This is a genomic window from Microbispora sitophila (genome assembly GCF_014892245.1).
Taxonomy (GTDB): Bacteria; Actinomycetota; Actinomycetes; order Streptosporangiales; family Streptosporangiaceae; genus Microbispora; species Microbispora siamensis.
The window spans coordinates 179,779-205,930 of the sequence record NZ_JADBGC010000018.1 but is presented as its reverse complement, the minus strand read 5'-3'; the positions used below and the strand labels follow the sequence as shown (position 1 = coordinate 205,930).

General features: G+C 69.8%; 24 protein-coding genes and 2 pseudogenes. 17 read left to right on the top strand and 9 right to left on the bottom strand.

The window, feature by feature from the left end:
• Positions 1–136 precede the first annotated feature (136 nt).
• The gene (locus IL992_RS30495; RefSeq protein WP_193206784.1) at positions 137–1,489 is read right to left on the bottom strand and encodes an MFS transporter; all 1,353 of its coding nucleotides are present in this window, start codon (positions 1,487–1,489) and stop codon (positions 137–139) included.
• Between the two features lie 92 nt (positions 1,490–1,581).
• Here IL992_RS30495 and IL992_RS30490 point away from each other — a divergent pair, with 92 nt between their 5' ends.
• Complete coding sequence (locus tag IL992_RS30490) at positions 1,582–2,139, top strand: TetR/AcrR family transcriptional regulator (protein ID WP_193206783.1); 558 nt, start codon at positions 1,582–1,584, stop codon at positions 2,137–2,139.
• A gap of 69 nt (positions 2,140–2,208) precedes the next feature.
• Here IL992_RS30490 and IL992_RS30485 read toward each other — a convergent pair whose 3' ends face one another.
• Both IL992_RS30485 and IL992_RS30480 read right to left on the bottom strand, forming a co-directional pair.
• Complete coding sequence (locus IL992_RS30485) at positions 2,209–3,657, bottom strand: cellulose binding domain-containing protein (RefSeq protein ID WP_193206782.1); 1,449 nt, start codon at positions 3,655–3,657, stop codon at positions 2,209–2,211.
• A gap of 12 nt (positions 3,658–3,669) precedes the next feature.
• Positions 3,670–5,082 (bottom strand): cellulose binding domain-containing protein, encoded by a 1,413-nt coding sequence (locus IL992_RS30480; protein ID WP_193206781.1) that lies wholly within the window; start codon positions 5,080–5,082, stop codon positions 3,670–3,672.
• A gap of 433 nt (positions 5,083–5,515) precedes the next feature.
• Here IL992_RS30480 and IL992_RS30475 point away from each other — a divergent pair, with 433 nt between their 5' ends.
• The 6 genes from IL992_RS30475 (at position 5,516) to IL992_RS30450 (ending at position 11,293) form a co-directional block, all read left to right on the top strand.
• Positions 5,516–5,986, top strand: coding sequence for a hypothetical protein (locus IL992_RS30475; RefSeq protein WP_193206780.1), 471 nt, complete (start codon positions 5,516–5,518; stop codon positions 5,984–5,986).
• Positions 5,987–6,224: 238 nt separating this feature from the next.
• Complete coding sequence (locus IL992_RS30470) at positions 6,225–7,493, top strand: YibE/F family protein (protein WP_193206779.1); 1,269 nt, start codon at positions 6,225–6,227, stop codon at positions 7,491–7,493.
• Positions 7,494–7,652: 159 nt separating this feature from the next.
• Positions 7,653–8,591 carry a GNAT family N-acetyltransferase gene (locus IL992_RS30465; RefSeq protein ID WP_193206778.1) on the top strand — a complete coding sequence of 313 codons (939 nt, stop codon included), beginning with the start codon at positions 7,653–7,655 and terminating at the stop codon, positions 8,589–8,591.
• A gap of 224 nt (positions 8,592–8,815) precedes the next feature.
• Entirely contained in the window at positions 8,816–9,592 is a 777-nt protein-coding gene (gene erm / locus IL992_RS30460) for a 23S ribosomal RNA methyltransferase Erm (protein ID WP_193206777.1), read from the top strand.
• A gap of 46 nt (positions 9,593–9,638) precedes the next feature.
• Positions 9,639–10,091: an NUDIX domain-containing protein gene (locus tag IL992_RS30455; protein ID WP_193206776.1), complete on the top strand. Its 453-nt coding sequence runs from the start codon at positions 9,639–9,641 to the stop codon at positions 10,089–10,091.
• Positions 10,092–10,339: 248 nt separating this feature from the next.
• A complete protein-coding gene (locus IL992_RS30450; protein WP_193206775.1) occupies positions 10,340–11,293 on the top strand; it encodes a hypothetical protein in 954 nt (317 codons plus the stop codon).
• Between the two features lie 45 nt (positions 11,294–11,338).
• On the opposite strand, the gene IL992_RS30445 is transcribed toward IL992_RS30450, so the two are convergent.
• Positions 11,339–11,671 carry a winged helix-turn-helix transcriptional regulator gene (locus IL992_RS30445; protein ID WP_193206774.1) on the bottom strand — a complete coding sequence of 111 codons (333 nt, stop codon included), beginning with the start codon at positions 11,669–11,671 and terminating at the stop codon, positions 11,339–11,341.
• A 141-nt stretch (positions 11,672–11,812) separates the two neighbouring features.
• Here IL992_RS30445 and IL992_RS30440 point away from each other — a divergent pair, with 141 nt between their 5' ends.
• A complete protein-coding gene (locus IL992_RS30440) occupies positions 11,813–11,962 on the top strand; it encodes a hypothetical protein (RefSeq protein ID WP_193206773.1) in 150 nt (49 codons plus the stop codon).
• A 453-nt stretch (positions 11,963–12,415) separates the two neighbouring features.
• On the opposite strand, the pseudogene IL992_RS48570 reads toward IL992_RS30440, so the two are convergent.
• Positions 12,416–13,119: pseudogene (locus IL992_RS48570) on the bottom strand (hypothetical protein).
• Between the two features lie 53 nt (positions 13,120–13,172).
• Positions 13,173–13,628 (bottom strand): DUF11 domain-containing protein, encoded by a 456-nt coding sequence (locus IL992_RS49060; protein ID WP_226874067.1) that lies wholly within the window; start codon positions 13,626–13,628, stop codon positions 13,173–13,175.
• Between the two features lie 116 nt (positions 13,629–13,744).
• Here IL992_RS49060 and IL992_RS46720 point away from each other — a divergent pair, with 116 nt between their 5' ends.
• From IL992_RS46720 to IL992_RS30410, 6 genes are all read left to right on the top strand, one after another.
• Positions 13,745–13,891, top strand: coding sequence for a hypothetical protein (locus tag IL992_RS46720; RefSeq protein ID WP_226874037.1), 147 nt, complete (start codon positions 13,745–13,747; stop codon positions 13,889–13,891).
• A gap of 651 nt (positions 13,892–14,542) precedes the next feature.
• Positions 14,543–15,148: a hypothetical protein gene (locus IL992_RS30430; RefSeq protein ID WP_193206772.1), complete on the top strand. Its 606-nt coding sequence runs from the start codon at positions 14,543–14,545 to the stop codon at positions 15,146–15,148.
• Between the two features lie 1,427 nt (positions 15,149–16,575).
• Positions 16,576–16,923, top strand: a complete 348-nt coding sequence (locus IL992_RS30425; RefSeq protein WP_193206771.1) for a hypothetical protein — start codon at positions 16,576–16,578, stop codon at positions 16,921–16,923.
• A gap of 487 nt (positions 16,924–17,410) precedes the next feature.
• Complete coding sequence (locus tag IL992_RS30420; RefSeq protein WP_193206770.1) at positions 17,411–18,526, top strand: pentapeptide repeat-containing protein; 1,116 nt, start codon at positions 17,411–17,413, stop codon at positions 18,524–18,526.
• A gap of 603 nt (positions 18,527–19,129) precedes the next feature.
• On the top strand, positions 19,130–19,624 hold the full coding sequence (locus IL992_RS30415; protein ID WP_319018931.1) for a zinc-binding dehydrogenase: 495 nt from the start codon (positions 19,130–19,132) through the stop codon (positions 19,622–19,624).
• 265 nt (positions 19,625–19,889) lie between these two features.
• Complete coding sequence (locus IL992_RS30410) at positions 19,890–20,714, top strand: hypothetical protein (RefSeq protein WP_193206769.1); 825 nt, start codon at positions 19,890–19,892, stop codon at positions 20,712–20,714.
• Between the two features lie 17 nt (positions 20,715–20,731).
• Here the strand turns inward: IL992_RS30410 and IL992_RS30405 are convergent, their stop codons facing one another.
• Positions 20,732–21,658, bottom strand: a complete 927-nt coding sequence (locus IL992_RS30405; RefSeq protein WP_193206768.1) for a TIGR03564 family F420-dependent LLM class oxidoreductase — start codon at positions 21,656–21,658, stop codon at positions 20,732–20,734.
• Positions 21,659–21,756: 98 nt separating this feature from the next.
• Between IL992_RS30405 and IL992_RS30400 the strand changes: the two genes are divergently transcribed.
• From IL992_RS30400 to IL992_RS30390, 3 genes and pseudogenes are all read left to right on the top strand, one after another.
• Complete coding sequence (locus IL992_RS30400; protein WP_319018930.1) at positions 21,757–22,485, top strand: TetR/AcrR family transcriptional regulator; 729 nt, start codon at positions 21,757–21,759, stop codon at positions 22,483–22,485.
• A complete protein-coding gene (locus IL992_RS30395) occupies positions 22,482–23,024 on the top strand; it encodes an MOSC domain-containing protein (protein ID WP_193206767.1) in 543 nt (180 codons plus the stop codon). Before IL992_RS30400 ends, IL992_RS30395 begins: the two co-directional genes overlap by 4 nt.
• Before the next feature lie 85 nt (positions 23,025–23,109).
• A pseudogene (locus IL992_RS30390) lies at positions 23,110–23,980 on the top strand (IS5 family transposase).
• An 84-nt stretch (positions 23,981–24,064) separates the two neighbouring features.
• Here the strand turns inward: IL992_RS30390 and IL992_RS30385 are convergent.
• Together IL992_RS30385 and IL992_RS30380 are read right to left on the bottom strand one after the other, a co-directional pair.
• Positions 24,065–25,684 (bottom strand): MDR family MFS transporter, encoded by a 1,620-nt coding sequence (locus tag IL992_RS30385; RefSeq protein ID WP_193206766.1) that lies wholly within the window; start codon positions 25,682–25,684, stop codon positions 24,065–24,067.
• A 51-nt stretch (positions 25,685–25,735) separates the two neighbouring features.
• Complete coding sequence (locus tag IL992_RS30380) at positions 25,736–26,080, bottom strand: VOC family protein (RefSeq protein WP_193206765.1); 345 nt, start codon at positions 26,078–26,080, stop codon at positions 25,736–25,738.
• Positions 26,081–26,152 lie beyond the last annotated feature (72 nt).

Sequence of the window (26,152 nt, the reverse complement as noted above, 5' to 3'; positions counted from 1 at the left end):
ACTGGCTCTGGCCCGACGCTTGGTCGATGTGCTGTGGGCTCTGCTGCGCGACAACCGGGTCTTCTCCCCTGTTCCGCCGTCCCAGCTCACAGCGCTCGCCGCTTGACATGGTCATTGAGATTCCTTCAGATGACGGTCAGGCCGTGGCCCTGGCACGCGGGAGCCATTGGACGAGAGCGGCGATGGCCAGGGTGATGACGATGAGGTAGACGAGCCCGTGCTGGAACGCCACGGTGACGCCGCCGGACAGGGCGCTGTAGAAGACGATGCCGATGATGCCGACGCCGAGGGCGCCGCCGACCTGCTGGGCGGTGGTGAGGGCGCCCGCGGCGCCGCCGGCGTGGTGCGGGGCGACCCTCGACAGGACGGTGCCCATGATGGGCGCCAGCACCAGGCCCATGCCGGCCCCGTCGACGGCCAGCACGGGCACCAGCCAGCCGATCGGCGCGTTTCCGGCGACCGCGACCAGAAGGACGGCCAGGCTGGCCGCCCTGGTCAGACCGCCGAACGCGATGATCTGACGGCCGAAGCGCCCGGCCAGGCGCGGCGCCAGCAGCGACGCCACGAGGTAGCCCGCGCCGATCGGCGTGAAGACCAGGCCGGCGTGCAGGGCGTCCAGGCCCCGGCCCTCCTGCGAGTACATGGCGAAGATCAAGAAGTACGCCGCCATGCCCATCGAGAACGCGAGGTTGGTGAGCAGCCCCGCCGTGACGGCGCGCTCACGGAACAGGGCGAGGTCGATCAGCGGCGAGTCGTGCCGCCGCCGGGCATAGGTCAGCAGCAGCGCGACGGCCAGGGCGAACGACACCCAGGTCCACACCGGCCACCCCTGCTCGCGGCCCTCGATCAGCGGCAGCAGCGTGGCCGCCAGCGCGAGCGTGACCAGGGCGGCCCCGCCGAGATCGAGCCGTACGGCACCGGCCGCGCGGCTCTCCGGAACCATCCGCCAGGTCACCGCGAGAGCGGCGGCGCCGATCGGGACGTTGATCAGGAAGCAGGCCCGCCAGCCGAGCCCGAACAGGTCGGCCTGGATGAGCAGGCCTCCGGCCAACTGGCCGAACACCGCCGCAAGCCCCATGGTCAGCGCGTACGCGTTGACGGCTCTGGCCTGGGCGGCGCCGCTGTAGGCGGTGCGGATGACGGCGAGCACCTGCGGGGCGAGGACGGCGGCCGCGGCCCCCTGGACGACACGGGCGGCCACCAGCGAACCCGCGTCGGGGGCCAGCCCGCAGGCGACCGACGCCAGCGTGAACAGGGCGAGGCCGAGGGCGAACATCCGGCGCCGGCCGAACACGTCGCCGAGGCGTCCGCCCAGGACAAGCCCGGAGCCGTACGCCAGGGCGTATCCGGCGACCACCCATTCGACGGCGGCAGGTCCGGCGTGCAGATCCCGCTGCGTGGTGGGGATCGCCACGTTGACGATGAAGAAGTCGAGGATCGCGACGAAGACGCCGGTCAGCACGGTGGGGAGAGTCCCCGCGCGGGCCATTGGCACTCCCGAAATAGATAGAACAATCGGTATACGGTGCCTAATTAGATAGACCAGTTGATCTACTGTCAAGCCCGTGCCACAATCGTCACGTGACGACAAGACCCGGCCCCCGCGAGCGGCTGCTCGACGCCGCCAGGGAGCTCACCTACAGCCAGGGCGTGCAGGTGGGCGTCGACGCGATCCTCAAGCAGGCCGATGTCGCGAGGCGCTCGCTCTACCAGCACTTCGGTGGCAAGGACGGCCTCGTGGCCGAGGTGCTGCGCAGCGACGGAGGGCTGGACCGCTACCGCCAGGTCATGAACGAAGCCGGGGACGATCCGCGTGAGCGGGTGCTGGCCGTGTTCGACGAGCTCGATGTGATCACCTCACAGCCCACGTTCCGCGGGTGCCGTTACACGGCGGCCGAGCTCACGCTCACCGACCCCGCGCATCCGGCGCACGCCGAGGTGCGGTCCTTCAAGGAGGGACTGCACCGGCTGATGGCGGCGGAACTGACCCGCCACGGGCACCCCGCTCCCGACGCGGGAGCCGACCAGCTCCTCGTGCTCATCGACGGCGTGCTGGCCCACGCGGTCACCCGGCCCGGTGCTCGCCCCGCTCTGGCCGCGCGGGCGCTGGCGGAGGCCGTCCTCGCGTCACGGGCCTGACGACGCGACCTGACCGCCCCGCTGCGCCGGCTCCCTGACCGGGCGCCGCTCCCGCCCAGCCGGTCGCGGTCAGCGGACGGCGCAGGGCGTGCCGTTGAGGGCGAAGGCGGTCGGTTTACCGTTCGCGCCGGACTGGCCGGCGATGAAGCCGAACGCCGCCGTGCCGCCTGCCGGGATGGCGGCGTTCCAGCCGGCGTCGGTTACGGTCACCGTGCTGCCGCCTTGACTGTAGGCGCCGTTCCATGCCTGGCTGATCTGCTGCCCATTCGGGAAGGACCAGGTCAGTCTCCAGCCGCCGACCGCCGCGCTGCCGGTGTTTCCGATCGTCACATCGCCCTGGAAACCGCCCTGCCACTGGTTGGTGATGGTGTAGGTCACCGTGCAACTTCCCGCCGCGGTCGGTGTCGGCGTGGGGGTCCGGGCAGGCGTGGGGGTGGGAGTCGGACTGGGTGACGGACTGGGCGACGGCGAGGGGGAGCCGCCGAGCTTGGCGGAGATGATCGGGGTCAGGCGGTCGGCGATCGCTCGATGACCGGCGTCGTTGGGATGCACGGAGTCGCTGAGCTCCGCGCTGGTCAGCCATCCCTCGGTGTTGACGTAGTAGACGTTGGCGTCGCCGCCGTCGTTGAGGGTCTTGACCGCGGCCTGGGTCTGGGCGGCGAACCGTTTGCTGAAGGTCTCGAGCGCGAAGATGGCTGCCTTGGGATATTCAGCCCGCACCTGCCGGAGAAGGTTCGTGTAGGAGGTCTGGAATTCCGGTGTGTGAACCCCATGGCCGGAGTCGTTGGTGCCCAGGTTGATCACCACGGCGTCGGCGGTGTAACGGGAGAAGTCCCAGTCGGGGGTGGGCGTGTTGGCGTCGAGCTTGGCGAACTGCTTCTCCAAACCGACACAGCCGTCGACGGTGGCGACCAGACAGGCGCCTCCCTGGGCGATCTGCGTGTGCCGCGCGCTCAGCCGCTCTCCGATGAGCCAGCCGTACGCGGTGAGCGCGTTCTTCGACGTCGTCGTGCCCACGGTGATCGAGTCGCCGACGAACTCGATGAGCTTGCGCGGAACCCGCGGGGCGACCGTACCGGCGCCGGGGTCGAGGACGAGCCCCCGGAAGACCGCGTCACCGTGATAGGACCCTGCCACGACTCGGTAGGACACGCGCAGGGTGTGGGCGCCGGCCCTCAGCGGGGTCGGGGTCAGGTTCACCGTGCCGCTGACGTTCGTGTAGTAGGTGTATGGCCCTCCGTCGATGCTGGCGTACAGGTCGATGGCGTTGCGCTGCTTGAGCTTGACGGTGGTGCCGGTGAAGCCGGTGGTGAAGTAGGCGCCGGCCCAGTGCGGCGTGTACGCGGTGGGGTCGGTGGTGTCCCACCGCCCGGTGAAGGAGATGTGGGGATCGGTCGGCGAGCCGTCGCCGGTCGCGGCGTGTGCACGGGGAGGCAGTGTGATCGAGACCGCGGCGAGGGCCGCGGCCAGTGTGGCGGCGAGCGAGGAGCGAAGCGCCCCTCTCGTGGGGTAGGGCACGGACGGCCTCCGCTAGGGGACGGAAACACCGATCTTGGGTGCGATGACGGGGGCGAGACGGTTGGCGATCTTGATGTGTCCGGCGTCGCTGGGGTGCCCGTCGCCGTCGGCGTAATCGACGCCCGGAGTCAGCCAGCCCTCGGTGTCGATGTAGTAGACGTCGGCGTCGCCGGAGGCGTTGCGAGCCGCCACCGCCGCCTTGGTCTCGGCGACGTAGCGCTGCTTGAACGTCTCCATCGCGAACAGGGCCGCTTTCGGGTACTTCGCTCGGATGGCACTCAGAAAGGAGGTGTAGGCCGCTTGGAAGGCGGAGCCGGTGACGTGATGGCCGATGTCGTTGGTGCCGAGATTGATCACGACGGCGTCGGCGGTGTAGCGGGAGAAGTCCCACTCCGTGGCGCCCGTGCTCCCGAGCTTGAAATACTGCGTGCTCTGCCCGGCACACCCCTCCTGCGCGACCAGGCAGTAGCCGGCGCGGGCGATCTGGGTGTGCCGGACGTGGAGTCTCTCGCCCAGGACCCAGCCGTACGCGGACAGCGCGAGCTTCGAATCGAGGTATCCGGCGGTGATGGAGTCGCCGACGAACTCGATGAGCTTGGTGGACGGGTGTGGGTCCACGGTGGTCGCCCCCGGATCGAGCACCAGCCCTTGAAAGATCGTGTCCCCTGAGCGGTAGGACACGCGCAGGGTGTGCGTGCCGGCGGGCAGCGGGGTCGGGGTCAGGTCCACGGTGCCCCTGACGCCGGCGTAGAACACGTCGGCGCCCCCGTCGATGCTGACGTACATGTTGACGGCGTCCCGCTGTTTGATCTTCACCGCGGTCCCGGTGAACGCGGTCTCGAGGTAGGCGCCCGTCCAGTTCGGCACGTATCCGGTGCTCGATCCGGTGTCCCACCGCCCGACGTAGGCGATGCGGGGGTCGGCCGGGCTGCCGTCGCCGCCACGCGGGGTCGACGTGGGGGTGGGGCTCGGTGTCCGGCTCGCGGAAGGGCTGGCGGAGGGGCTCGGCGTGGAGGTCGCCGAGCCCGTGCAGGGGGTGCCGTTGAGCGTGAAGGAGGAGGGCACGGGGTTGGCGGAGTTGTTCCAGGAGCCGTTGAAGCCGAACGCGGCTGAGCCGCCGGTGGCGAGGGCCGCGTTGTATCCGGCGTCGGCCGCGGTGACCTGGGCCCCGTTCTGCGTGACGGTGGCGTTCCACGCCTGAGTGACCGTCTGACCCGCGGTGAAGGACCACGCCAGCTTCCAGCCGGAGACGGGGTCGCCGAGGTTCGTCACGGTGACGGCGGTGGTGAACCCGCCGGCCCACTGCGAGGTGACGCTGTAGTCGACCAGGCAACCGGCGGCGGCCGCCCCGGCCACCGCCTGGGGGGACACCGTGCCGATCACTCCGGTGAGGGCGGCCACGGAGCACGCGACGACCGTGCGCATGCGGGCGCGCACACGCGAGCCGTGCGTCCGGACTTCGCTCCGGACCTGCGTGCGCTGTGCCGCCTGGCGATGGCTGCTTCCTCTGCCGAGCATCCGACCTCCGTCATGTGCGCGTTGACAGGAGCAGCCGCGAAGACCACCGTCAGTTCGGCCCCACATGCGGGAGCGGCATGATCGCATCGGTCGTGCGCCGCCGGACGAAGCGTCGACGGTCGACCCGGGCAGGTCAAGCCTCCGGTGGAAGAGCCCCGCCGTTCGCCTCTTCACGGGCCGATGAGGGCGTTCCGGGCTGAATGTTTCAGCCACGTGGCGGATGCGCGCGATTCGTCTTGCCCAAATTTGACTGTTTCGGTCATCTCCTGGTTGATGATCCGCGAGGATGATCGCCAGGACGCCGCCCGGATGGAGGGTGGCGGTTGGGAAAGGACAACGTATGCGCAGGTCCGCGAGTACGGTCGTCGTCGCAGCGGCGCTGGCCGTCGGAGGGCTCGTCGCCAACCCGGCATACGCGATCTCCGCCGGCTACACCCCCGAGGGGGTGTGCGGCTCCGGCTTCGGCCGGGTCTCTCACGACGGCAGCCGGGCGGTGAAGACCCCTTCGGGGCAGGTCTTCGGGCGCGTCTACCTGCTCTACAACCGCTCGACCGGGCAGAACTGCGTCGTCACCATCAAGTCGGCGTACGTCGGCACGCCCACCAGGACCTCCGCCCAGCTCATGGTGCAACTGCCCAACGGGAGGACGGCCGAGAAGATCGACCACCTGAAGAAGTACAAGTACTACGCCGGTCCGGTGAAGCTGAACGCCAAGGGCAAGTGCGTGAAGTACTACGGCACGATCGCCGACACGCGGGTCGACGGGGAGATCGCGAGCGGTGGCCGCCTGACGTGGGGCAACTGCAAGTGACCCTGGACGTCCCCGCCACGGCCCGGTAGGGCCGGACGCGGGGGCCGCCCGGCCTGCGCCGTGCGGCGTCTCAGGCGGACGGCCGTCGTGGGCGACAGGCTCCCGGTGCGGGAAGGTCCCACCGGGAGCAGGCCTCGGCCGCTCCCTCGGGGTCACCGCACCGCAGCCGGGCGAACCTCCCCGCTGGACCTCTAGCATCGGTGCGGTACGACCCGGATGCGAGGAGACGTACGTCCAGATGGGCGCCAATCACAGCCACGGCACGACCGCCCTGCCCGTTTCCCGCCGGACCGTGGTGGCGACGCTGGCCGTCATCGTTCCCGTCGCTCTGGTGACGGTGGCCGCCCTGATATGGCTGTGGCCGGGCGACGGCCGGCCATACGGTTCGTCCTCGTCCTCGCTGCGGCAGGTGGACGGGACGATCGTCGATGTCGTCCCCAAGCCGTGCCCCGCCGCACCGGACGAGCAGACGACCGGACGGGCCGTGGCGCCGGGCTCCGACGCCTGCGGGAACGTCCGGGTGACGATCACCAGCGGGTCCGAGGAGGGCCGGACCGTCACCACCGATCTGCCCACCGGTCCCGGTGCGCAGCGGTTCGCGGTGGGTGAGGACGTCGTACTGGTCCATGTGCCGGACGGCGCGCTCGACGCACCCGAGTATCTGCTGTCGGACCACGACCGGTCCGCTCCGCTGTGGCTGTTCGTCGCCGCGTTCGCCCTCGCGGTGGTCGCCTTCGGGCGCTGGCGCGGACTGACCGCGCTGATCGGGCTGGCCGTGACCTTCGTCCTGCTGCTGACCTTCGTCGTCCCCGCGATCCTCGCCGGTGAGCCGCCGGCCCTGGTGGCGATCGTGGGCTCCGCCGCGATCATGCTGGCGGTCCTCTACCTCACCCACGGCTTCACGATCGCGACCTCGATGGCGGTGCTGGGCACGCTGGTCAGCCTCACCCTCACCGGCCTGCTGTCCGCGTTCGCCATCGACGTCGCGCACCTCGCGGGGGTCACCGACGACAGCTCGTTCCTGCTCGACAGCAACTACCGGATCAACGGGCAGGGCCTGCTGCTCGCGGGGATCATCATCGGTGCGCTCGGCGTCCTCGACGACGTCACCGTGACCCAGGCCGCCACCGTGGGGGAACTGGCCGTGGCCAACCCCGGCTACACCTTCGGGCGCCTCTACCGCGCCGCCGCGCGCGTCGGCCGGGCCCACATCGCCTCCGTGATCAACACGATCGTCCTCGCGTACGCCGGGGCCGCGCTGCCGTTGCTGCTGCTGTTCAGCGTCGGCGACCAGCCGCTCGGAGACGTGCTGCGCAACCCCGTCCTCGCCCAGGAGATCATCCGCAGCATCGTCGGCACGCTGGGACTCATCGCGGCCGTCCCCGTGACCACCGCGCTGGCCGCCCTGGCGGCGCCCCGGCGGCGCTCAGGCGAGGAGCCGAATGGCCACCGGCCGGTCGGTTACGCGGCGGAAAAGGATTGGCCGGCCGAGCGGCACGTCCGATAGAACAGGCGCAGACCTACGACGACGAGAGGAGGGACGAGCCGATGTGTGCCAAGAACGTCGTGCCGGTTCCTTCCCGGGGTACGGCCGGACGCTGACCCCTGGGCGCGAGCGGGCACGCCTCGCCTGAGGAAGTGCAGTTTGAACCCCAATGACGTGACCATGCGCCCCATCACGGGGCGCGAGGAGCTCGACCTTTTCTGCCGCCTGCCCTACCTGCTGAACGACGAGCTCGACGACGACCTCGCCTCCGGCCGCCGGCGGCCGGAGTGGATGTGGATGGCGCTGCGCGGCGACCGCCTCGTCGCCAGGCTGGCCTGGTGGGCCCCGAGCGCGGGCGAGGCGCCGGCGCTGCTGGACATCCTCGACCTCGACGACACCACGCCCGGACCGGCGAGCATCGACGCAGGGGTCCGGTTGCTCGAAACCGCGAGTGCCGCGGTGTTGCCGGCCGGGGGATGTCCGCCGGAATACAACGCGTTCGTCCCTCCGCGATGGCGTGACGACGCGAACGCGAGGCCTGCCGTCGAGAACCGCATGGCCGTGCTGGAGCGGGCCGGCGCCCGGCTGCTCGTCGAACGGCTGCGGCTGGAGTGGCGTCCAGGCACTCCCATCGCCCCGCCGAGCGGGCGGCTGGCCTTCCGGCCGGTGACCGGAAGGGAGGAACTGGTCGCCCTGATGACCCTCGTCCTCGACGGGACGCTCGACGCCCACAGCCGCGCCGACCTCACCCGAATGCCCGCCGAGCGGGCCGCGGCCCAGCACTACGACGACGAGCTCGCCCACTACCGAAGCCCACGGGACTGGTGGCGGATCGGCACGTCACCCGAGGGCGAACCGGTGGGATTCGTCATCCCTGCCCGTAACGAATACAGCCCGATGATCGCGTACATCGGGGTCGTGCCCGCCCACCGCGGCAACGGCTACATCGACGACCTGCTGGCCGAGGGGACGCGCATCCTCGCCGGGCAGGGCGTCCCGCGCATCCGCGCCGCCACGGACGTCGGGAACGTCCCGATGGCCCGGGCGTTCCTCCGTGCCGGATACGAGGTCATCGGGCAGCGGATCGACATGACCTGGAGTGAAGGCGCGTCGCGGTAGGACGGGTGGAAGCGGGGGTGGAGGACACGCGCGGAAAATGGTTTGCGGCTCCTCCCGCCGTGCTCGCTAAGGTGACGCCCATGTGCTGCTTCGCATGCTTCACGAGGATCCGCCGCTCGTAGCGGCGGATCCTTCCTCTTGTACGGCTCCGCCGCCATCGGTGTCCTCGCCGGTGCGGCGGTTCGCGCTGCCCGGCTCCGATCGCGCACTCGCGGAGCACTTCCATGGTTCATCAGAGCGGACGGCACGAGCTCGGCCAGAACTTCCTCGTCGACCGCACGGTCATTGCCCACATCGGGGAACTCGTCGCCGGGACGACCGGCCCGATCGTCGAGGTCGGCGCGGGGGACGGGGCGCTGACGCTTCCCCTGAGCCGGTACGGCAGGCCGGTGACGGCGGTCGAGGTCGATTCCGGGCGGGCGCGCCGGCTGGCCCGGCGCGTCCCGGCGAACGTCACCGTCGTCAACGCCGACATCCTGCGGTTCCGGTTGCCCCGGCATCCGCACGTGGTCGTCGGAAACCTGCCGTTCCATCTCACGACCTCGATCATGCGGCGGCTCCTCGCGGCGCCCGGCTGGAGGACGGCGGTGCTGCTGGTCCAGTGGGAGGTCGCCCGGCGGCGGGCCGGAGTGGGCGGCGCCAGCATGCTGACCGCCGCCTGGTGGCCGTGGTACGCGTTCGAGGTGCATGCGCGGGTGCCGGCCCGCTCGTTCCGGCCCGCCCCCTCGGTCGACGGCGGCCTGCTCACCATGACGCGCAGGGCCGTACCCCTCGTCGCCGAGCGAGGGCCGTACCAGGACCTCGTGCGCCGGGTCTTCACCGGGCGCGGGCGCGGCCTCACGGAGATCCTCGAACGCACGGGACGCCTGGACCGCCAGGCCGTACGCGCCTGGGCGCGTGACGCGCGGGTGACGCCGCACGCGCTGCCCAAGGACCTGACCGCCGGACAGTGGGCGTCCCTCTGGCAGGAGGTGACACGGCGTCGGCGGCCGGGCCTGTGATGATGTCCTTCTGACTGCTGGGTCATCGTGGACGAAGGGGTTCATCGTGAACGATCTGGTCGCCCGGCTGTGGCGGAGCATCGGCGGTTCGATGCAGTGGCGACTGCTGTGGATCTCGCAGGCGAAGTTCATGGTCGGCGTCACGGGGATCGTTCGCGACGGAGACGGGCGGGTGCTGTTGCTCCGGCACCGGTTGTGGCCGGAAGGCCGGCAGTGGGGGCTGCCCACCGGCTGCGCCATGAAGGGGGAGACGTTCCAGGAGACGGTCGTCCGTGAGGTGCGGGAAGAGACCGGTCTGAAGGTGCGTGTCGGTGAGCTCGTCCAGCTCAAGAGCGGCTACCGGCTGCGGGTCGAGGTGGCGTACGAGGCCGAGTTCGCGGGCGGCACGATGAAGATCGACCCCAAGGAGATCCTGGAGGCGCGGTGGGTCGCGCAGGACGACCTGCCGGAAGGGACGCTGGAGTCCCATCGGCTCCTGATCTCGGGCAAGGCCGGTTGAGCGCTCGCCGGACAGCCCCGTTGACCTGCGACCTGTGGACCAGAGCGATGTGACGCGGAGATTCGCCCGTTCTGTTCGCCGGCTGTCCACAGAGCGGCGTTCGGGTGGGACGGGCGACGGCGGAGTCGCGCAGGCTGTGACCCTGCGGGCAGTGCGAGGAGCGGTAGGTGCGGGGCCAGGCTGCTCCTGCGGCACTTCCCGCGGCCGCTTCGGCGGTTGTAGGTGCAGCACGTCGCGGAGGAGGAGCCATGCGAATCACCTATCCCGTGCCCGCGCAGACCTCGTCGGTCTTCGTCGTCGTCACGGACCGTACGCCGACCGATCTCTCGTCGATCGTCCCCTGGCGGATGCGACCGTCCCATCGGCGCGCCGCCAGAGACGCGCTCGGCACGCCCCGGCTGACGCTGGAGGCGTTCCGGTCGGCGCGGTCCCCCTGGCGGCGGATGGACCTGAGCGCCGAGGACCTCAGACGGGTGAGACGGGCCCGTCATCACGTGGTGGTGACGAGCACCGCTCCCGTCGAGGAACAACCCGAGGCCGCACAGGTCGCCCGGGCGGCCGCGCGCGGGATCGCGGAGGCCTACCACGGCGGGTTGTACGACCCGCTCACGGGAGCGGCCGTCTACCACTGCGCCGAGTGCCCGGGGGAGCGGCGGGACTTCCATCTCGGCGACGACTGGCTGGGCTGGAGAGTGTCGTGCGCAGACGAGGAACACGCCTGTGCCCTCCGCCTCGGCGCTGCCGCACCTGCGGGAGCCGATGCCGACGGGGGCTGCTCGTGCCTCGTCACGACCTCGCGCGGCCTGCGGCGTTTCGGTCTGCCGGAGATCACGCTGACCGGCCTCGCCTGCGCGCACAGCCTGTGCGCGGTCACGGTCCTGCGCACCGTGGCCGAGTCGCTGCTCGCGGGCCACCTCGCCTGGCTGTCCACCGGCCTCCTGGCGCCCTGCCGCGGCGTCGCCCGCCGTCTTCTGGTGGCGGGGATGGACTACGCCGTGCTGTCGGGCGGAGCGGACCTGGACAGCGGGCCCTTCCACATTCCCGGCGCCGACTACGGGTCCCCGCGCGGCACGCCGGACGAGGAGAGCGGGCTCCTGCGCGTACGTCTCACGCCGGCCGCCGCCGCCCTTTCCTGTCTCAGGCCGGGAGGTCGCGACGGAAACCCCCGCCCGCACCACACTCCCGGCCTGCTGGTCGCCTGAATCGGCTTCCCAGCGGCGTGCCGGAGCGGCGGCGTGCGGCGTCTGTCAGGGCGAGGTGGCCAGCCTGGGGGTGACGGGCTTCGGCTCCTCGTCCGCCCGGCTGTCGAAGTTCGCCCGTGCGGACATGATCTCGCTCACGTGCGCCTCGGACCAGACCCGGATGCCCTCCATGAGCGTCACCAGGCTGTGCCCGAGTTGGGTTAGTTCGTACTCCACCCGGGGAGGGATCGTGGGATACATGGTCCAGATGACCATCCTGTCGCGCTCCATGTTCCGCCGCGTCTGGGTGAGGCTCTTCTGGGTGATCCCGTCGAGCCTGCGCCGCAGGGCCCCGAACCTGACCGGCCCGTCGCGCAGGGCGTCGATCAGGAGACCCAAGGGAGAGCACGTGCTCGGTTGTTTCCTGGCCGCGAGCGCGCTCGTCGCTCCGCTCTCGTCGCCCCCGCCGCATCGGCCGTGCCGGCCGACGCGTCCGTCCGTTCTTCTGCCACGTCGGCCGGGGCGAGTTGCTACAAGCGGGTGGGCAACCATTGGGCCTGCATCACGCCGGGGGCCTACTGTCCGGCCGCGGCCCACGGGAAGTACGGGTATGCCAAGGTCACGAACAAGCGCTACAAGTGCAGCTACTACAGCAGCGACGGCCGCTGGCACTGGAAGCGCGCCTACTGACCGGCACCGCAGTGAACAGCCCCGCGCCGGTGGGGCGTTGGCCGGACCCACATGGAGGGCCTCCAGGGTGGTGTCGTGTCTGGGGACCGGTCAGCCGAGGTGTATCGCAGCGTCGCGGGGGTCGGCCGGGTCGTGGCGAGCGCGACGGCGGCGATCATGGCGCGCGAGGGCTGGCCGAGAGTCACTCCTGCCCAGGGCATGTGTGGGCCCCGGCGCGGATGCGCGGCCGGCGGCCCAGGTGGTGGCGATGAGCTGCGCGAGGATGGCGGCGGGGTGTGGCTGTCCTACCCCGGCCGCCTCCTACAGGCTGGCCGTCTCACTTTCCCTGTGAAGGACCGTGCGCCCGTCGCGGCCGTCCTCAGTCGCCGAGCTTGATCGCGCGCATTCCGGTGTTGCCGATGACCTCTGCCCTATCCGCCGGCTGGAGTCCCGGACGGTTGTCCTGGAGACGGATCACCTGAATGCGGATGGTCCTTGGCCCGGGGATCGTGTAGAGCAGGCTGCGGTGCGCGGAGTTGTCGACGGCCGAGTCTCCCTGGACGACGCCCGGTATCGGCGAGGGCGCCTCGAAGTTGGCCATCCCACCGTCCACAGGTACGAATCCGGCACCAGGGTGCCGGTAGTGACGTCGATCAAGCGCGCGGCGATCTTGGACCAGTGTGGGTGCAGCGAGTGAATCGCGGCGCGGGCGTCGAGATCGAGCGTGTACTTTCCGGCCTCCGGCAGCACCAGATCGGTACCGGGCACATCGACCCACTGGTTCAGCGGCTGGTTGAGCATGCCGAAAACCCCGGACATGACGACCTGGTCGGACCAGGCGGGGTCGATGCAGACCTCGACGCTGTCGCTGTTGTTGGACGGGTCGGGGTCGGTTTCGTTGCCGCTGACGGTGGCGGTGTTGGTGGTCTCGGCGACCGCGGTGGCCTTGGCCTCGATGGTCAAGGTGGCGGTGGCACCGGCGACCAGAGTGCCCACCGTCCAGGTGTCACCGGCGTAGGAGCCGGCCGAGGCCGTGGCCGACACAGGCTGAGCCCGGCCGGCAGGGCGTCCTTCACGGTGACGCCGGTGGCCTCACCGGGCCCGGCGTTGCGGAAGGTGACCTTGTAGGTGACCATACCGCCGACGTTGCCCCGGATCGGCGCGGCGGTCTTGACCACGCTCAGGTCGGGGGCCGCGTTCACGGCGGTGACGGCGTCGCCGCTGGTGGAGGTCAGCGGTTCAGGCTGGTCGCCGAACCGGTTTTCATATGAGACGCCGGCCTGGTTGACGACCTGCTTGCCGGCGGCGGAGCTGCCGACTTTGACCTTGAACTCCACGGTGGTGCCGCCGGGCGGGGCGTCGCTGTTAGGCAGCGAGCCCCCGCCGACGGCGGTCGCGCCGGTACGAGGGTGAAGGTGACCTTCCCGGTGGCCGCATCGAAGGCGCCCTGGTCGTCGCCGGCCGGATCGGTCTTGGCGCCGGCGCCGGGGCCGTCCACGATCTTCAGCGAGCCGGGCACGAAGGTGGTCCCGGCCGGGACCGTGTCGCTCAGCCGGACGTTGTCCGCGGCGCCGCCGCCCTGGTTGACCGCGGTGACCCGGTAGGTGATGACGTCTCCGGCGTTCACCGGCCCCTGCGGGCTGGCGGACTTGGTGACGATCACACGGCGCTGTGCCGAAGAAGACATCATCAAGGAAGCTGCCGTAGGTGTTGTTGCCGCCGGCCGCCGAGATGGAACGGAAGGCGAAGCGGGTGGTCGTCTGCCCGGTGGGCACGGTGTAGACGCCTGTGTAGGTGCCCCACTTGCCGTTGCCGTCGGACATGGTCGCCTGCTGTGCCGGGTTCGCCGGCGCGCCGATGTCCAACGCCATCACGTCGGTGCCCTCACGGCCGCGGTGCGACAGCCGCCAGTACAGCTTCTGCCCGGGAGTGGTCGGCTGGTCCTGGTAGAGGGTCGAGACCTGGTTGGCGTTCAACTCGGCGAACTGCCCGCCCTGGCGCCTCGAAACCGCCGTTGACCAGCGCCACCCGCTTGGGGCAGGTCGCCGGGTCCTGTAGGGCGCGCACCGGCGAGGATGCCGGGCCGGTAGCGGTGACCGGCCCCGCTGTCCCAGTACCCCCATTCGGTGGCGTCGCCCTTGGATCGGATCGGCGCGCGGCGCTCTTCAAGGTCGAGGTCTTCCGTAGGGGCCGCACCCGCGTGGGCAACGCCCTTGACCGGTTTATCACATATTGCATCGGGAATGTCACTGTGCGCGACAGTCGTGTCGCGCTCGGGCTCTGCGTACAGCGTTGCGGACCAAAGACCCGAATCAGGGGGCAGTGATGCTCGCATGCATCGGTACCGACTACCACCTGTGCTGCATAGACAATCAAGATTGGCATGACTGGCAGCCCTAATCCGAGGATTGCAGATGGGTGCCCGGCGGCGACGATTTGAACGCCGTGCTCGATCAGACCGACTTCGTCGTCATCCCCTTACCTGAATGACCCGTTCTACATGACGCCCACCAGGCGCACGGCCGCCCTCTGCGCTTGCTGTGCCACAGCTAGCCTCACGGAGAAACTGCTCCCGCACGTCTCGCGAAAGGAATGAATGTCATGTCACTTCCGAGCCTGACCGTCGAGGAATTCGATGAGTACCTGGACTCCATCCGGCAACACTATCTAGTCCGCGCGGAGGCCCTTCGTGATGGCCGCGCCCTCCCTAATCAGCAGGTCGGAAGATTCATCCTCCCCTCCGAACTCACCCTCACCCGTGACGCCCTGAGGGATCAACTTCCCCAGCCCCTCAAAGATGTTCTTAAGAATTACGCCGAAGAGCCGACTGTGCGGGATATGAAAACGTATGGAGAAGAGATCTCCGCCTGGGCGAGCGCAGCGCACGATGGCGAGATGAGCTCGGACGAGTACGGCAGACGCCTGGACGGCCTAGCAGACGCGATTATCACTCGCTCCTTTACCGAGACTCAGATCGATCTCACAACAAACCTCAGGACGATCGCGTACCAGCACCCGGACTGGCAGCAATTGATCATAAACATCTCCAATGAGGAGTTCCAATACCTCGGCGAAACGTGGAAGAAGGTACATGACTTCATCGTTAACACGGTGAAGAGCTACAACGACTGGGTCGGTAAAATCATTGAGTGGTTCGCCGCGGCCATCCGAGATGTCGAAAATCGCTTCGCAAAAATGGGGATCTGAACCCTCCAGCGCGGCGGCGGGGGTAGCGCAGCACGGTGGGAATGTGAGTGAGCCGGTCCTCTGGGTGCTCTTGCCAGCCGTTCATGCGGCCGCCGGGGGCGAGCAGAGCAGGCCTCGCGTTTTCAGCCTCCGCCGAGTGATCGGCCCAGGCTGACGTGTCCTGGACGCGCGGCCACCACCCAGGCTGACGGCAGCACCCCTGTTTGTGGCCGAGCACCCGGCCGTGCCGGGGGCGTTTGCGGCTGCCCTCAGCTTGTCGGGGCGTCGACCTGATCCTGGTGGACAGCCTGGAGGGGCACGACGTGCTGAACGCCGTGCTCGATCAGACCGACTTCGTCGTCATCCACTACGTGAATGACCCTCAGCCGGCCAGCTTCCAGCCGTCGTCCACGTTGTGGAAGGGGTTGACCAGGCATGTCCCCCGACGCCTTATTCCGAAGCTGCGCCCCGAACGGGGGGTGCCTGCCACTTCTGGTTGTCGCCGCCCCCGTGCCGGAACCTCGCCCCAAGCACGTGCCGCAGCAGCAGCGCGACCCAGGCCGCCAAGCTCGGCGACGGACCTGAACTTGACGGAGTGTCGGCCTATTACCCTGCGTCATGAATGCTTACTTCGCGAGCCAGTGGAGGTGTAGCCCGCGCCTGTACAGCCAGAATTGGCGGATTCTCACCTGAACCATAGGCAAACCGTCGGCGCATGCCATCCATGAGCCTCGCATACCGACCCCGCAAATTAGGCGAAAATCGGACATAACTTCCGTGCACTCTCGGTAACGCGACACCTTCCCGCGTTCTCGTAGGTTTCCGCATGAGAGTCCCGAGTTGAACCAGACAGAATCGATGGTCTGTTCGATAAAACGAGGGGTAGGGGAGGTCCTTTTTACGAAGCCGCCGCAGAGTGCCAGTCGCGGAGAAACGCTGATACGAGGTCAGCCGCGCACGGCCGGGCATCCTCGGCGCGGCGCGGGCCGCACAGCACGAGGCGACGGCCGCCGGACGTGCGGCGGTTCGCCGGGCCCTGGCCGAGGCAGCCCGGGCGAAGACGAGCACAGGCAGCCCGGCCGAACCGCCTGCGGCCGCCCACACCGAACCCCGACCGCGATGGGCAATCGAGCCCGAATGCGTTGTCCGGGCCTCGCTGCCTACCGGCCCTTTCCCAGACGGGCGCGGTTGGGACGAGCGCGCGTGGTTGGGCGACGCCGCGGCGGCCCGGACGCGCGAGCTGCGCGACGGTGGCCACCGCCGCCTTTTCGAGCTCAATGTGCAGTCGGCTGCGACCCCGGCTCGCCGAACGGCTGCCGGGCGTCGGGCCCGAGATCACCTAGAGGCTGGTGCGCCAGGTCCACCGCGAGTGCCCGTACTCCGCCTGAGGCTCCGCACCCTGGTCACCGGCGGCGATCCGGCCCATCCTTGGGGTGGGAGGTGCCGGCATGCTCTACCGGATCCTGGCGGACACGATCACGAGCTGGGTGGACGCGGACATCCCCCGCGACGACGGCGAGCGGCCCTCGGGCACGCGGCTGCGCGGGGCGTGGGCGTCGGGCGGTCCGTGCTCCTCGCTGGACGGGCTGCGCCTGCCGCCGCTGAACAACCGCCGGGTCCGGTTCTGGTACACCGAGGAGGGCTGGCGCGTGTACGGCCGGGCCCACTGCGCCGAGTTGCGCGAGGCGGGTCACACTGTACGGGTGATCCGCGTCAAGAACGCCCCCGGCTCCCGAGTGGCCTACCGCGACCGCTACCAGGTCGCCCTTCTCCCTCCGTCGCCGGGAAGGCGCTGACGACCGCCGCCGGATCCCGGCGAGGCGATCCCACACCCGATTCGGGGGGCGAGACCCCCTGGACCAGGGGGAAGACCCGCCCGAGCGCGCTGCCACTGCGTGATTCGTGCCCACGTTCTTATGCGTGTTCGTGCTCAGGTTCGTGGATGTGCAAGTACTGCATGCACGTACCTGCGCCGTTTCGTGCGTGTGCTCGGTTCGTACACCGGGTTCGTGCGCACGCTACTGCGCACGATGTGCAGCCATTTAGCGTCTGTCGCGTCAATTTGAAGCCACGGACCTTGGCACGCAGCCAAGGCCCGACACGGCGAAGGGCCCCGACCGAGCTGCCAACCCTGATCGAGGCCCCCTGAGGTGGGTTACGGGTCCAGTAGGGTGCGCACCCCTAGTTGGGCCTAAGCGGCGAACCAGGGGGCTGCGTCACAATCGGCCATCACTGGCGGCATAGTCCAGATACGGGCGCGTAGCGCTTGTCATCGTGGATCGTGTGAGGTTCCCCGGGCTCATCCTGATCGCGCTCGGCCTGGTTCTCGCCGTCGTGCTGGGCTGGGTACTTGGTCCCGGAGCGGCGTGGGTGCTGGCCCACTTCGACGGCGTGAGCGGCCTGACGGGCAAGGACCTGGCCGCAGCGTTGGACGCCGTGCGCGGGCGGGCGCTCGCAGTCGCCACAGGACTGGTCGCGCTGGCGGCGGTCTTCTACACCGCGCGCAACGCCGACACCGCCCGCCAGGGGCACATCACCGACCGGTACACCAAGGCGATCGAGCAGCTCGGCTCCGACAAGCTCGACATCCGCCTGGGCGGCATTTATGCGCTGGAGCGGATCGCCCGCGACTCGGCCCGCGACCACCCCACCGTGATGGAAGTGCTGGCCGCCTTCGTCCGTGAACACTCGCACGACCAGGATGCAGCCGATCAGGAGGATGACGCCGACAATCAGATCCCGGGGGATCCTCCGCCGCTACGCACGGATATCCAGGCCGCCCTGACTGTCATCAGTCGCCGAAACGTTCGCCAGGACCGGCAGCCGATCGATCTCCGAGGTGCGAACCTCGGCGGCGCAGACCTCCGTAAGGCGCAGCTCGCCGACGCGATGCTGAACCGTGTGAACCTCTATTGCGCGGATCTCGTCGAGGCGAACCTCAGCCAGGCGATGCTCATTGATGCGAACCTCCGCCGCACGAGCTTCATTGGGGCGACACTCACTCACGCCTTCATGAGAGGCGCCGACCTCACTAGCGCCTCGCTCCAGGCCGACCTCGCCGGGGCCATCCTCATGGATGCCGACCTCACCGGTGCGGACATCCAGTTTGCGGATCTCACCGACGCGGACCTCGCTCACGCGGACCTCCGGCGTGCAGTCCTCAGCAACGCGAACCTCACCCGTACCGTCCTCGACGGAGCGAACCTTGACGGTGTGGATCTCAGCGACGTGCGCCTCCATGATGTGCGTATTGACGGCGACCGCCTCGATGTGCGCCCTAGCCGCCTGAACGCGTTCCGCGCCTACCTCGCAGGCCTGACCGTTCGGCGCACTGCAGCTCCGCGCAAGGCGAGACGGACGGACGACGGAGTGGACGTGGAAGAGCCAGGCGAGGCGTAACGAGTGCTGGGCGCCTGACACGTCGGGTGCTCCTAGCTGAGCTGTTCGTGTCGGCCCCGGGCCTGCCCGGGCGACAGGGCCTGATGCATGCGGAGGGCCCGCGACCCCCTGCGGTCGCGGGCCCTCCGGTGTGCTGAGGCTCAGTCACGGATGACCTGGCCGGGGATGACCTTTCGGTAGACCGGGGCCTGGTTGGTGAGGCCGAGCGTCATGAGGATGCGTCCGGCGCTGGGGAATCAGGTCTCGATGAGGCAGGCGATGAAGGCGTAACCGCCGATGATGACGACGGTGACGACGGCGGTGAGCCAGTCCTCAGGCAGGGCGATGTTCGCCTCCCAGGCCCAGGCGCGGATGCTCGCCGAGGGCTACGCCAGCCTCGGCCCGGACATAGTCCGCGTGATCACAGAATGGGTGGCGCTGGCCCAGGAGGCGGTCTGCTGTACAGCGCGGGCGACGGCATCGCCTCGCGGCTATCGAGCGATCCGGACCCCTCCGCCACACCATTGGAATGACCGATGAACCGCCTCCATTGGCGCAAACCTTCATGCCGTCGCCGTACCTAGTTCGAACTCCCAAAGACGTCAAGAAACGGGAGGAGGGGCTGTGCTCGTCCACCGCGCCGCCGGGGGCGTGGGTCACCTGGCGGTCCAGATCGCGAAGGCGCGCGGGGCACATGTCTCCGGCACGGCGCGGGCGGCCAAGCACGAGTTCCTGCGGGGGCTCGGCGCCGACCACCTGATCGACTACACCGCCGAGGACTTCGTGGCGTCGGCCGGACCGGTGGATGTCGTCCTCAACCTGCTGGGCGGGGAGCACGGAGAGCGCTCCGCCGCGGCCCTGAGACCGGACGGCCTGCTGATCGCGGCGATCGGCGGCAACCCCGGCATCACCGCGCAGCGGGCCGCCGAACTCGGCATCCGTCTCCAGGTCGTGTCCGTGCGTCCCTTGGCGCGCGATCTGACCGAGCTGGCCTCTCTCGTCGAGGCGGGCCGGCTCAGGGTGCATGTGGATCAGATCGTCCCTCTGGCCGAGGCGGCGAAGGCCCACGAGCTGGGGCAGACCGGCAGAACCACCGGCAAGATCGTGCTGGTCCCCTGACGGGACCCGACGGTGGCCGACGGTGGCCGGGGGCGGTCGGGGGCGGTCGGGGGCCGTCGGGGGCGGTCGGGGGCCGGAGTGGGGCGCGGCGGCCCGCCCGGATCTGCGCGGGAACGTTTGGATGTCTATCGGACGTCTGTGAAGTGTGACTCCTTTCGCTGCTATCGATGATGAGATCCGGGACGCGCGGGACCGCGCCAGGCGCCGGGACCAGCTCACCCGGCAGCGTGCCACTCTCCTGACTCAGATCGAGGAGGTTCGTGGCGTGCTCGCGGACCTGGAGCGGCAGCTCGCCGAGGAGGATCGCGACGTCGCCAAGCTGGAACAGGGGGGTTTCACCGCCTTCCTGGCGGGTCTGACCGGGGGCAAGGAGGAACGCCTGGCGCGGGAACGGGCCGAGGCGGCGGCGGCCCGCCAGCGGGTCACCGGTCAGCGCACCCGCCTGGAGTGGCTCACCGGCGACCTGCGTACGACCGACCAGGCCCTCGCGGAGCTCGGCGACCCGCATCACGAGCTGGAGGTGCTGCTCGCCCGCAAGGAACGGATGCTGGTCGAGTCGGGCGATCCGCGCGGGCGGGAGCTGGCCGACATCGCCGCACGGTTGTCGAACGTGAGCGCCGACCTGCGCGAGCACCAGGAGGCGCAGCAGGCCGGGGCCGCCGCGGGCCAGGCGGTCGGCTATGTCCTGCGGCATCTGGGCGGCGCCCGCGGCGCCTCGACGTGGGATATGTTCAGCAACGGCGGCGGGTTCGCCGACATGGTGGAGCACGGGCACCTGCGTCAGGCCGACGAGGCGGCCTGGCACGCGCAGGGCGCGCTCGACCGGTTCTCCCGCGAGCTGGCCGACATCGGCGTCAACGCCGCGCCTCAGTTGCCGAAGGTGGACACCCGCTGGTTCGCCGACGTCTTCTTCGACAACATCATCACCGACGCCATCAAGCACCAGCGGATCGCCCGTACGGCGGAGGCGGTGCGCGAGGTCGCCGAGTGGGTCGCGGGGATGGTCAATCAGGTTTCCGCCCGCTGTGGCGAGCTGACCCGTCAGCAGGAGTCCCTCGCCCGGCGGCGCGAGGAGGTCCTGAGCTCCTGACCGGTCCCACCCGGCTCTCACCTCGGGTTTCGGGCTGATCGGGCGAGGCCGGCGAGCACAGCGAGGGTGCGTTCCTGCTCACGCGCGTCACCGTACGGCGACGCCGCGAACTCGGTGACACCCGCATCGGCGAGCCGCCCGATCCGGTGGACGACCGCCTGTTCGTCACCGACGATCACGACGTCTTCCGGGCCGTCCACGCCCTCCCGGTCGAGCATGGCCCGATATTCGGGCACCTGGCCCGCCAGCCCGAACTCCCCGGCGATCCGCCGCCGGACGCCCTCTTCGTCGTTCGTCACGCAGACGATCAGCCCGGCGACGACGCGGGGGGAGGGGCGCCCGGCGGCGTGGGCCGCCCGCGTGACCGTCGGGACGATGTGACCGGCCAGGGTGCGGAGGCCGGTCATCCAGGTCACCACGCCGTCCGCCTGCTCGCCCGCCAGGCGCAGCATGGCGGGGCCGAGTGCGGCCAGCAGTACGGGCGGTGGCGCGGCGCCGGGAATGTTCACCGCGCCCTCCGCTGTGAACGTCTCGCCCCGATGGCTCACCTGCTCGCCCCTGAGCAGGGGACGGAGCACCGACAGGTATTCGCGCATCCGGGCGACGGGCCGCTCGGCGGGAAGGCCGAACATCGTCCGCGTCATCATCGCGATCCCCACACCGATGCCGAGCGTGAGCCGGTTCCCGGTCGCCCCCTGGACGCTCAGGGCCTGGCTCGCCAGCACCAGCGGATGACGCGCGGGCACGGGAACCACCGAAGAGCCCAGTGCGATGCCCGGCACCTGGGCACCCGCCACGGCCAGCGCGGTCAGCGCGTCCCATCCGAGCGCCTGAGCCGACCAGGCGGTGGCGAAACCGGCGTCCGCCGCCGCACGCACCTGGCCGGCGAACTCTTCGGCCGTCACGGCTCCCCGCACCTCGCCGACGAGAACACCGATCCTCATCGAATACCTCACCTTCACGGTTTCATCCGGAGAACCTCTCCGGTCTGGGCGGTGGCTAGAATACGGAGAGCCTCTCCGGATGGCAATGTGGGGTGGAAGTGACGACCGAGAGTGCCAGGGCCCGCCGACGGCAGGCGGACCAGACGACGAGCGACGTGAGGTCACTGGCCGCTGCGCCGGCGGGCGACCCGGGCTCATCGGCCGTGCGGCCGACGAGCGCCCCGGGCTCGCCGGCCGATGCTCCCGGGGCCAGGCGGATGCGGGCCGACGCGCGGGACAACCGCGAACGTGTGCTCCGCGCCGCCAGGGCCGCCTTCGCCGAGCATGGAGCCCAGGCGTCGCTCAACAAGATCGCGCAGAGTGCGGGGGTGGGACCGGGCACGTTGTATCGCCATTTCCCCACCCTCGGAGCCCTGCTCGTGGCGATCATCGGGGACGACGTGGCGGTGCTGTGCGAGAAGGGACGCGACCTGCTCGATCACGTGTCGCCGGCGGAGGCGCTGCGCACCTGGCTGCGGGCCGTGGCCGAGCACGCGACCGCGATGCGGGGCCTGGTGGCCGCCCGGATGGCCGTACCGCCCGCGCCGGACGCGGACGCGGCGCTCGCGGCATGCCACGAGCGGATCCGGGCCACCGGCGCCGCCCTGCTCGAACGCGCGCAACGGGACGGCGCGGTGCCCGGCGACATCGAGATCGCCGACCTCCTCACTCTGGTCAACGCGATCGCGTGGGTCAGCGAGCAGGCCCCGTGTGACGAATATCTGCTTGACCGCCTCCTCGCCCTCGTGCGCGGAATGGAGTCACCGGCCCAGGAGGAGAAGACATGACGAGCAGAGTGACGGCGGTGAGCCGCAGTGCCACCCACACCTTCAGCAAGACTCCGCTGGAGTCGATCCGGCTGCTGGCCGGCCTGGGCGTCGAGGGGGACGCCCACGCCGGGGTGACCGTGAAGCACCGGTCGCGGGTCGCCCGCGATCCCAGTCAGCCGAACCTGCGCCAGGTGCACCTGGTCCACGCGGAGTTGCACGACGAACTGCGCGAGGCGGGCTTCGCCGTACGGGCGGGGGACATGGGAGAGAACGTCACCACCAGGGGCGTGGATCTGCTCGCGTTGCCCACCGGGACCCGGCTGCACCTCGGCGAGACGGCCGTCGTCGAGGTGACCGGCCTGCGCAACCCCTGCGTGCAACTCGACGGTTTCCAGCACGGGCTGATGAAGGCCGTGCTGGACCGGGACGAGGAGGGCAACCTGGTGCGCAAGGCCGGGGTCATGGGCATCGTCGTCGCGGGCGGCGAGATCCGGCCCGGCGACCCGATACGGGTCGAGCCGCCGGCCGGGCCCCACCAGCCTCTCCGGCCGGTGTGAGCGGTTAGGGCCTGTACGGAGTTGAAATCATGTTGTTGCGCGTTCAGCTCCGCTGGAGCCGTCGAGGCTGGTAGATCAGCTCGTCGTGGCACGTGGTGACCTCACTGATGACGAGTGGTCCTTGATCGAGCCCCATCTGCCGTGGGGCGAGCGGGGCCCGATCCCGGATCTGCGGCGGCAGTTGAACGGGGTGATGTGGCGGTTCCGTACGGACAGTCCGTGGCGGGACCTGCGGTCAGCGTGGACTCCGCCACCGCCCGCGCCCACCATCAGGCCGCCGGGATGGTCGTAGACCCCGAACTGCTTCAGGAGTTGGAGAAGGTCGTCGAGGAGGAAAAGGGGGTTCACCGGCGGGCACTGCAGGTGGTGTCGGCGCAGGCGAGCCCAATGAAGACGGGGGCGGGGACGGGGCTCAAGCCGTACGCCGGCGTCTGCGGCTGCGGCGTCGTGGGCGTCTGAAAGCGGCCGGGCTGGGCCGCACGCGGGGCGGGCTGACCAGCAAGGTTCATCTGTCTGCCGACCGGCGCTGCCGCCCGCTGTCGTTCGTCGTGACGCCGGGTCAGGCCGCAGACAGCCCGCAGTTCAAGGCCGTCCTGGCCGGTATCAAGGTCCGCGGTCGCGTCGGCCGCCCGCGTACCCGTCCCGGCGCGGTGGCCGCCGATAAGGCCTACTCCTCCCGTGCCAACCGCTCCTACCTGCGCCGACGCCGCATTCGAGCGGTGATCCCGGAAAAGGTGGACCAGGCGGCCAACCGCAAGAAACGCGGGTCACGCGGTGGCCGCCCGGTCAGTCATGATTCACAGCTGTACAAGGAGCGCGACACAGCCGGGCGCTGCATCAATCGGATCAAGGAGTGGCGCGGTCTGGCCTTCCGCTTCGACAAGACCCCCGAGAGTTACCTCGCCGGCCTCTACTTACGAGGTGTCATCTTGTGGATCCGAAGCCTCATCGCCTGAAGATCCGAAGGGCTCGGCGATCACCCCGCCGCGACAGCAAAAGGGCAGGCCGCGGGGCTCGCGGCCTGCCCACCGGATCTCTGTTCACGCAGATGAGCCGATGTCGACGGCGTCCGGAACGCCGGGCTGGTGGCCGGCTGGTCGGCGTCGTCGCACCAGCACGCACGAGACGGCGCCGACCGCGATCACGGCGATGGGCAGTGCCAAGGCCGGCCGCATCGCCTGGACGAACCCGTGCTCGAACACCGACTCCGCCGTCTGGTGAATGTGCTGGGCGAGGCTCGCCGGCGTTCCCGGCGGCAGCTTCAGCGCCGCGCCGGTCTGCCCGGCGCCGACTTCCAGGCCGCCCTTCCCGGCCTCGGCGAAGCCGGCCACGAACTGGTCGCGGACGCTCGCCGGAAGGTCGGCTGCCTGCTTGGCCGCCTCGGTGTGGAGTGAGGCGGCGAGGCGGCTCTGCAGCACCGCGCCGACCGCGGCGCTGCCGCAGATCGTACCGATCTGCCGGATCGTGTTCAGCACCCCGGAGGCGGCCCCGGCCAGCCTGGGCTCCACGTTGTGCATCGCGACCGTGACCATCGGGCCGAACACACAGCCGATGCCGAACCCGGCCACGATCAGGGCGGGCTGGAACTCCCACCACGCGCGGCCGACATCGGTGACCCAGGTGAGCCAGGCCATGCCGGCCGCGAACAGGATCAGGCCGGTCATCAGGATCAACGTGCCGCCGATCCGGTCCGACATCCGGCCCGCGACCGGCGACAGGAGCGCCGATACCACCATCGCCGGCGCCATCACCAGACCGGCCTTGAACGCGCTGAAGTGCAGCACCGACTGCAGGTAGATCATCACCGGCAGGAACAGGCCGATCATTCCGACCTGGACGGTCGCGGACACGAAACTCATGACCGCGTAGCTGCGGTCACGGAAGAGCACGAAGGGCAGCAACGGTTCGTCGCCCTGCCGGCTGCGCTGGTAGGCCAAGAACACCGCCAGCAACAGCGCGGCCCCGCCCAGCAACGCCCAGATCCCGGCGCTCCAGTCATACCGCTCGCCCTCGGTGAGCGCGAAGGTCAGGCAGAACAGCGTCGCCGTGGCGAGCACGACGCCCGGCATGTCCAGCTTGCGGCGGCCGCCGTGCCGGACGTCAGGCACGAGCACGACGGCCATCGCGAGCACGACCGCGCCGATCGGGACGTTCAGGAAAAAGATCCAGCGCCAGTCGGTCGCACTGACGAGAAACCCGCCGAGTGTGGGCCCGGCGATCGTGGCCACGCCCGCGACCGCGCCCCAGACGCCGAGCGCCGCGCCCCGGCGCTCGGCCGGGAACGTGCCGATGATGATCGTCATCGTCTGCGGCGCCAGCGCCGCGGCGCCCAGCCCCTGCACAACGCGCGCGGTGATGAGCTGGGCCGGATCCTGCGACAGGCCGCAGAGCACGGACGCCACCGTGAACAGCGCGACGCCCCCGATGAACATGGTGCGTGGCCCGCGTACATCGCCCAGTCGCCCGGAGGTGATCAGCAACGCGGCGAGGACGAGGATGTAGACATTGATCACCCACAGCATCTCGTCGAGCGACGCGTGCAGCTTGTCGATCATGCTGGGGATCGCGACATTGACGACCGTGATGTCCAGCAGCGTCATGAAGAATCCCAGACTGAGGGTCAGCAGCACCACCCAAGGGTTGCCCCGCCATCTGCTCATTCGTATCTCTCCGCGTGATTCTCGAATCGCCGGCTGGACGACAGGCGGATGTCAGCTCTTGGTGGGGGCCTGAAGGCTCCACAGCCGCCCGTCGGGATCACGGACGGTCATCTCCCGGGTCCCGTAGTGGGTGTCCTCGAACGGGGTGACCACCTCGACGACCGGGTCGGGACGGAACCGGTCCGCATCGGCCACCTTCAGCGCGACTTGCAGCCCGGGCTCTCGGTCCTCGGGAACCTCAACGACGACGAGATAAGGCCCCTCGCCGTTGCGGAACACACCGGAGCCCTCGCCGTTGGAGATCTCCAGCTCGAAACCCAGTGCCTGGAAGAACTTCGCGGTCTTCCCCCAGTTGTGGGTCTGCAGGAAAACCGCCTCGAACCCCTCGGTCGCCATGTCACGACTCCTTTCCGGATGGTTGCCGTCGCTCCCCGTGGGCGTCGGCGATGCTAGCATCCTAGCAAGCTA

Excerpts from the sequence above, each read along its gene's own strand:
- IL992_RS30495 (WP_193206784.1), bottom strand. The coding sequence starts at position 1,489 with ATGGCCCGCGCGGGGACTCTCCCCACCGTGCTGACCGGCGTCTTCGTC.
- IL992_RS30465 (WP_193206778.1), top strand. The coding sequence starts at position 7,653 with ATGCGCCCCATCACGGGGCGCGAGGAGCTCGACCTTTTCTGCCGCCTG.
- IL992_RS30380 (WP_193206765.1), bottom strand. The coding sequence starts at position 26,080 with ATGGCGACCGAGGGGTTCGAGGCGGTTTTCCTGCAGACCCACAACTGG.
- IL992_RS30470 (WP_193206779.1), top strand. The coding sequence starts at position 6,225 with ATGGGCGCCAATCACAGCCACGGCACGACCGCCCTGCCCGTTTCCCGC.
- IL992_RS30405 (WP_193206768.1), bottom strand. The coding sequence starts at position 21,658 with ATGAGGATCGGTGTTCTCGTCGGCGAGGTGCGGGGAGCCGTGACGGCC.
- IL992_RS30425 (WP_193206771.1), top strand. The coding sequence starts at position 16,576 with ATGCTCTACCGGATCCTGGCGGACACGATCACGAGCTGGGTGGACGCG.
- IL992_RS30385 (WP_193206766.1), bottom strand. The coding sequence starts at position 25,684 with ATGAGCAGATGGCGGGGCAACCCTTGGGTGGTGCTGCTGACCCTCAGT.
- IL992_RS30430 (WP_193206772.1), top strand. The coding sequence starts at position 14,543 with ATGTCACTTCCGAGCCTGACCGTCGAGGAATTCGATGAGTACCTGGAC.
- IL992_RS49060 (WP_226874067.1), bottom strand. The coding sequence starts at position 13,628 with ATGTCTTCTTCGGCACAGCGCCGTGTGATCGTCACCAAGTCCGCCAGC.
- erm (WP_193206777.1), top strand. The coding sequence starts at position 8,816 with ATGGTTCATCAGAGCGGACGGCACGAGCTCGGCCAGAACTTCCTCGTC.
- IL992_RS30475 (WP_193206780.1), top strand. The coding sequence starts at position 5,516 with ATGCGCAGGTCCGCGAGTACGGTCGTCGTCGCAGCGGCGCTGGCCGTC.
- IL992_RS30395 (WP_193206767.1), top strand. The coding sequence starts at position 22,482 with ATGACGAGCAGAGTGACGGCGGTGAGCCGCAGTGCCACCCACACCTTC.
- IL992_RS30450 (WP_193206775.1), top strand. The coding sequence starts at position 10,340 with ATGCGAATCACCTATCCCGTGCCCGCGCAGACCTCGTCGGTCTTCGTC.
- IL992_RS30480 (WP_193206781.1), bottom strand. The coding sequence starts at position 5,082 with ATGCGCACGGTCGTCGCGTGCTCCGTGGCCGCCCTCACCGGAGTGATC.